Origin of the sequence: Rahnella laticis (assembly GCF_015644585.1) — a bacterium.
In the GTDB taxonomy this organism is placed as follows: Bacteria; Pseudomonadota; Gammaproteobacteria; order Enterobacterales; family Enterobacteriaceae; genus Rahnella; species Rahnella laticis.
This window is the reverse complement of record NZ_JADOBI010000013.1, coordinates 136855-143133: the sequence shown is the minus strand read 5'-3', so window position 1 is coordinate 143133 and position 6279 is coordinate 136855. Positions and strand designations below refer to the sequence as shown.

At 46.0% G+C, this 6279-nt stretch carries 5 protein-coding genes; 1 reads left to right on the top strand and 4 read right to left on the bottom strand.

The annotated features are described in order from the left end of the window. From IV433_RS22370 to IV433_RS22360, 3 genes are all read right to left on the bottom strand, one after another. Positions 1-1087: TonB-dependent siderophore receptor (locus tag IV433_RS22370; RefSeq protein ID WP_229893648.1), on the bottom strand; the 1087-nt coding region annotated here is incomplete at its 3' end. 103 nt (positions 1088-1190) lie between these two features. After that, positions 1191-2171 (bottom strand): FecR domain-containing protein, encoded by a 981-nt coding sequence (locus tag IV433_RS22365; protein ID WP_195816005.1) that lies wholly within the window; start codon positions 2169-2171, stop codon positions 1191-1193. Positions 2172-2190: 19 nt separating this feature from the next. Beyond that, positions 2191-2718 carry a sigma-70 family RNA polymerase sigma factor gene (locus IV433_RS22360; protein WP_104925356.1) on the bottom strand — a complete coding sequence of 176 codons (528 nt, stop codon included), beginning with the start codon at positions 2716-2718 and terminating at the stop codon, positions 2191-2193. Between the two features lie 97 nt (positions 2719-2815). On the opposite strand from IV433_RS22360, the gene IV433_RS22355 reads away from it, so the two are divergent. Beyond that, complete coding sequence (locus IV433_RS22355; protein WP_195816004.1) at positions 2816-3730, top strand: GGDEF domain-containing protein; 915 nt, start codon at positions 2816-2818, stop codon at positions 3728-3730. Between the two features lie 1550 nt (positions 3731-5280). Here IV433_RS22355 and IV433_RS22350 read toward each other — a convergent pair. Next, positions 5281-6252, bottom strand: a complete 972-nt coding sequence (locus tag IV433_RS22350; RefSeq protein ID WP_195816003.1) for a helix-turn-helix domain-containing protein — start codon at positions 6250-6252, stop codon at positions 5281-5283. Positions 6253-6279 lie beyond the last annotated feature (27 nt).

The window sequence follows — 6279 nt, the reverse complement described above, 5'->3', positions numbered from 1 at the left end:
TGTCAGTTTTTTGCCACGAAATACCTGTCGTCAAAGTGGTCTGTGGCGTGAGGTCGTAGGCCATCGTCCCGAACAGCACCTGACGTTCACTGTTTACGTAATCAGTAAAACTGTCTTTTTTTTGCAGCACCCCAACCAGACGCCCCCGCAGCGAAGCATCGTCATTGAGCGGGCCGGATATATCCACTTCGCTGCGATAGTTATCCCAGCTTCCTGCGCTGGCGCTCACTGAGGTTCGAAAATCGTATGTAGGACGTTTGCGCACCATATTGACGGTGCCGCCCGGTTCACCGCTGCCCTGAGTCAGGCCGGATGCGCCGCGTAAAACTTCCAGATGGTCGTAAATCGCTAAATCAGGCGATTCGGTTGACGCTTCGGCGTATCCCATACCCGCGAGGCTGTTTTGAAACGAGGAACTGATACCATCTTCCTGAATGTTGTCCATCGTAAAGCCACGTGTCTGGTAGCGGCTCTGGTACGAACTCTCGTTAATCACATTGACACCCGTCACCTGACGCATGGCATCGTCCAGGGAGGTCATATTCTGATCATTCATGCGCTGACGGGTTACAACACTGACCGACTGCGGCGTTTCACGCGGAGAAAGATTCAGACGGGTCGCGGCTGACATGCTGTGGGTAGTGTAAGAGCGTGTATCTTCAGTCATCGAGCCGTAATCAATTTTACCTACTACCACGAGTTCTTCGCCTTCAGGGATCTTATTTAGTACATAGCTGCCATTGGATTGTTGATCGGCCTGAAGACCGTGGGATGTCAGGAGGCGGGATAACCCTTCTGTTATGGTGAAAGTGCCGTTGAGCGCTGTCCCAGATAACCCATTAGTTAAGGTGGCATCGCTCGCCAGATATATACCGGACTGTGCGGCAAACTGATTGAGCTGAGATGCAAGCGGTGCCGCCGGAATGGCATAAACATTTTGACGCGCTGTGATTTCAGCGGCCTGAACAGATGTCACCATGTACGTGGCGAAAGAAAGTGCTGGCACGTAAAGCATCATGTGCATAAATGTGGCAAGTGGTTTGCTGCGCAAGGCGCGTGGCTGGTCATTTTGTGATGATGGTGACATAGATCCCCCTGAAAATTCCCAAAAGTAGAAGTGCTGCACAGGGTTAATCGGATGAGGAAACGAAATGGGGAACCGGCGAGGTGAATTTATTTTTGGCGATCATTTATCCGCCGCGTGGTGCAACAGTCAGCCACCACGAAAAACGGCGGTGAATTTGTACAGGGAGTATGTGGGTCAGCATCTCCAGCGCCATATCAGTGTCATGTAACGGGAACGTACCGGTAACGGCCAGCGCCTCTACGGCGGGATCACATCCCAGATAACCGTTTCTATACGCAGAGAGGCGTGTGATGAATTCTCTTAGCGGAATATTTTCGGCCTGCAAAAGTCCACGTGGCCATACTGGTTCAGGCTTGCTCAGCACCGTGACAGGTTCAAACGCATCCTGCCGGAAAGTCACCCCATGACCTGCTGTGATAATCAGCTTATCGGCGGTGGCGGCCGGTGAGACTTCCACTGCGCCCTGATAGACGTGCAGCACCGTGCCTTCGTTGAGCATATGCACGCTAAATCGTGTGCCGAGTGCGCGCATTTTTCCCTGAGCCGTAGTCACCGTCAGCGAACGCTGGGGATCGGCTGCGGTTTCAATCATGACGCGGCCATTAATTAACTGTAACGCCCGCTGTTTCGTGGAATAGTTGACGTTCAGCGCACTGTCAGTATCGAGCCAGATGCGGGAACCGTCATTTAGCGTGAACTGCGTGATTGCGCCGTGCGGGCTGTGATAATCAGCACGCCATGCCAGTACCTGATTACGCAATGGGGTATGACGCCATGTGCTCCAGCCGATCAGCGAACCGACCGAAATCCATGCTGCCATTTTCAGCACCTGACGGCGCCCGGCATTATGTTGAGCATGAGTTAATGCTGTCAGGGCCGCTGTTTTCCGGGCATCGCTCTCGCACAGTGGCGTAAAACGCTGACTAATTTTTAGCACATACTGCCAAGCAAGCCGGTTCTCTGAATTTTCATTCAGCCAGTGCTGGAATGCATTGGGGCTGGCTTGCGATGCGGGGATATCTTGTAGCTCGGCGTACCATTTTGCAGCCTGTTGAAGCGCGATAAAACCGGGTTTATTCGTCATGTTGCTTTGCTCAGTTCACCTATATCGCGCCGAAATGCTCAACTTCTAAGACCAGACAGTGCAGCATGGCTTGAGCCATATACTTCTTCACCATGCGCACTGATACGCAGAGTTCGACGGCAATCTCCGGGTAAGTCAGCCCGCGGATTTGCGACATCACGAATGCTGTTCGGACTTTAACTGGCAGCGCACGTAGCATCGTATCCACCTGAAATAAGGTTTCGAGTACGACTGCGCAATGTTCTGCCGAGACTGCCACAGGCTTTGGCTGAGCGTTTAATGTCTCAAGCCATAGGCGTTCAATTTCTTTTCTACGCCATAAATCAATACACATTCCCTGAGCCATAGCGCCAAGATAGGCACGCGCGCCGGCCAGACTGTCAAAGTTTCGCGGTTTTAACAGCAGCCGTAGAAAAACATCTTGTGCGAGATCGGCGGCATCGCTGGCATTTCCAAGGCGTCGTCTGAGTATTTTTTGTAGCCAGTTGTGATGTTCTGAGAAGATCAGCACAATGTTTTCAGCCGAACCAAAACAAGGAGATGACATTTCGTTCTAACCACCAGCGATGCGTAAATTATGAAATATATAGACATATAAATTTACATGAGAATGATTTTCATTTCAATATGTATCAGGGGGGCATATGCCATTCGTGAAATATGAAGACGGACTTTTTACTAAAAATGAATCACGAAAAACCCTGTATACGCCAATGATATTCTCACTGGCGTTGTGTCTTTTGGTGATGGTTATTAATCTTTTCAGCTTTCCGAAAAAAGAAATCGGACATTCCTGGATGGAGAACTCCGGCTGGGTTGTGGATACCGTTCAGTGGTTGATACTTAATTTTATCTTATGGAGTTTTAACCGTTTGACAGTTAAAGCCAGCCTGCGAAGATGGATTAACCTGGGCCTTTATATCTGGATAATGTCAGCAGCATTTGATGTGATGGATGAGTTTATCCATCAACCTCTGTGGGTGGGATATTATATTGAGGATGTTTCCAGACTGGCAGGAATGCTCTGCGTTTCGATTGGCATCTACTTTATCGTGCAATACGTGAATGATAAATATGCCGATGTCAGTATAGATTCTTATCGTGATGAATTGACGCATCTGCCTAACCGACGTTATTTCAGAAATATTCTTCTGGAATTAGACAATAAAAATATTTATGTTTTTATCATCGATATCGACTTCTTTAAAAACATCAATGACAAATACGGGCATGACATCGATGATGAAGTTCTTCGGGCATTCGGAGAACTACTGAGCAGCCTGTATGACGGCAATGTCACCGCCTCCAGAATCGGGGGCGAAGAGTTTGCGGTTATCTTGCAATTGCCCTCAACACAGGACGCCAGTGTCGTGGCGGAAAAAATATTATCCCGAACGCGGGACTTGGTTATCCATGGGGAGATACGGTTCACCGTCAGTATCGGAGCCGGTCACAAAAAAGAAGACGAGACTGTTGAGAACTTACTCAAGCGTGTTGACGTCGCCCTTTATGAAGCGAAATGTGGGGGGAAGAATAGAATCGAATGGTCCACAGCATAATTGCTCAGATTCTAGTCTCAGGACCAGATCAACATTATTTCCAACTTCATTTAGCGATAAATAATATCTAGTAAATGAAAACTTAGGTCATTTCGTGGCAGATCAGTTGCATCTTTGATACCCGTAGTGTTACCACATAATATTATGGTTGCCAGCAGCCCCAGTAGTTCTGTTATGTCCCAATACCGGGTATTATCTTGCAGCAGCATAAGCCAGACTATATGCTCATCTGGAGTAATCGAGATCTTCCTGAAATGGAAATCTTCCACGTGTACGTCGCAGGTATGCGAAAATTCTCAACCCCTTCAAAATTCAATTTTTTCTGGTTAGGAGCCACAAAAAATCCGATCATCTATTAACCATCAAATTACACTCCTTTTAACAACGCCATATACATACCTATGCAAAAAATTGACGAGCAAATAACTAAAAGTGAAAGAATAAGTAAGCAGATACGAAACATATTTTTCTCAAAAAGGAAGGTTCGCTCCATGCCCAGAAAATCACATCCTTTGGCAAAGCCCCGAATCCCTTGGTAGTTGAAATTATGATGAACTGAGATTAAAAATCCGCCTCAAGTTAGAGGCGGTTAATGATACGACCAAGGGGTTTTCCAAATGTGACTACATGAGGGTAAATAATCACGCAAGCAATTATAAGCACTGTATGAAAACACACAATATAAATTTAAGTCTTTGTGCAAAAACTCCTGTAAAACCTTTTTTTACGGCTCAATCGTTAAAAATCGATATTTTTATTGATTACCAATAGCTTAGGTATGGTGAGGTATGCCTGCAAATTGCTTAGGCTGGGATTAAATGTCTTTTCTGGGAGTAATGAATCTTACAAGATGTGTATTCATTGAATAGTGAATTTTTCCTAGTGGGTCTTTTCTTGCCTCCCGAACGGTCAACTATCTATATTTAGGTGTTGGAAAGTAACCACATTAGAAAACTAAATGGTGTCGATTGAAGAGTATGCTGAAATGTGCATGATTTTTGGGGGACGTTGTGCTTGGACTGCGTGGTAGCGGGTACGCCATCAGCAGGGAGAATCTAATCATCGTTTTTGCCAAATTGAAAAAAGTGAGTAAAAACCAAAGGGAATCAATATGCTATCAGTCAATTATCAACCAATTGAGTGATAGCTAATAAAGACTCCTCAAGCATGAAAAACACCACTAAGGATCGGTTATTTATTAATGCATGGCATATTTGCTCACATCCTGAAGAATTGAAATTTTCAACAGACAGAAAAAAAAGCCTGCAATAGCAGGCGAAAATATCATATCAAAATTTAGTTACTAGGTAGGAGTGATACTCCTGAATTTATTTTAGTATAAGATTAAGTTCTCATGGTGTTTAGTAACTAATAAAAGAGCCCCTGGTATCGGAGGGGCTTTTAAGTATTATTGTAGCGCTTTTCATAGCAACAATTTTAGACTTGGTTCAGAACTATGAGAAGTAATCTTGATTAAACCGAATATTAAGAGGCAGAAATTTCTGCTTATTCAATTTCACAATATTATTTTCTTGCGAGTATTTTTATCGTCAGGGTTGAATAAAAAACTGACGTTGCTGTTTCATAACAGAGCTTGGTGTAACGCCAAACGCTTTACGGAATGCATGGCTGAAATGTGAGAAATCAGAGAATCCGTAGTCAAGTGCAGCCTCAGATACGCTGCAAACATGCCCATTTTCAAGTGCTTCTCGGCTGGCCTGAAGCCGTTCCTGCCAAATAACCGCTGCTGGTGTTTTCTGGTGACGCGCAAAAGTCCTTGTCACCGTGCGTACTGACACATGATGAGCGAGAGCAATATTCTCCACGCTGAGTTCAAGATTAGTAAGGTTCCTACTGATATAGTTTCTCATTCTTGCGTATAAATCGCGTTCTACAGACACGGTGTTCTGATCCTGAAGCTCCAGGCTCAGCATAAGTAGATCTAACATCGTTTGTGAAAAGCGGCTGGCCACATCCGGATTGCTTACCAATAGAGGTGTTTGAGCTGCCTGGTGAATCATCTCACGCAGCGGAACAATACCCGGACGGGTATCATCAAGAACTGTTGCGGTCAGGCTATCACTCGCAGGCACTTTTCCTGCAAGCAGGTGCCGGGGGATTCTTATCAGGTGGTTATTTTTACCCCCAATGCTGAAGCGAAAGGTCTGCGCCGCATCATAAAGAACAAGATCATTTGAAGCCAGGCAGGCCTTTCGTCCTCCCTGTTCCAGCTGCCCGTAGCCACCCTGGATATAACCGAGCCACAAGTCATCGTCCGGTCCCGTTCTCAGATGTCGTGATTTTCGCTCCCAATGGTGAAGTGTTGAAGTGAGAGTACACACATCTACAAGACCCACTTCACGCACGTTAAGTTCACCGTCAAACCCGCAGTCAGCGAGTGGTTTACCATCGGAAGGAATGCAGTGACGAAGAATAACATCATTCCAATACTCGAAACGGTGATGCGCTGAAACATGTTCGGTGGAGTAGCGTATTTCCCGGGAAATGGAATGGCTGTTCACGGCAACACCTCTTATCAGAATGAATTA

Coding starts and splice junctions, on each gene's coding strand:
- IV433_RS22360 (WP_104925356.1), bottom strand. CDS start 2,718: ATGTCATCTCCTTGTTTTGGTTCGGCTGAAAACATTGTGCTGATCTTC.
- IV433_RS22365 (WP_195816005.1), bottom strand. CDS start 2,171: ATGACGAATAAACCCGGTTTTATCGCGCTTCAACAGGCTGCAAAATGG.
- IV433_RS22355 (WP_195816004.1), top strand. CDS start 2,816: ATGCCATTCGTGAAATATGAAGACGGACTTTTTACTAAAAATGAATCA.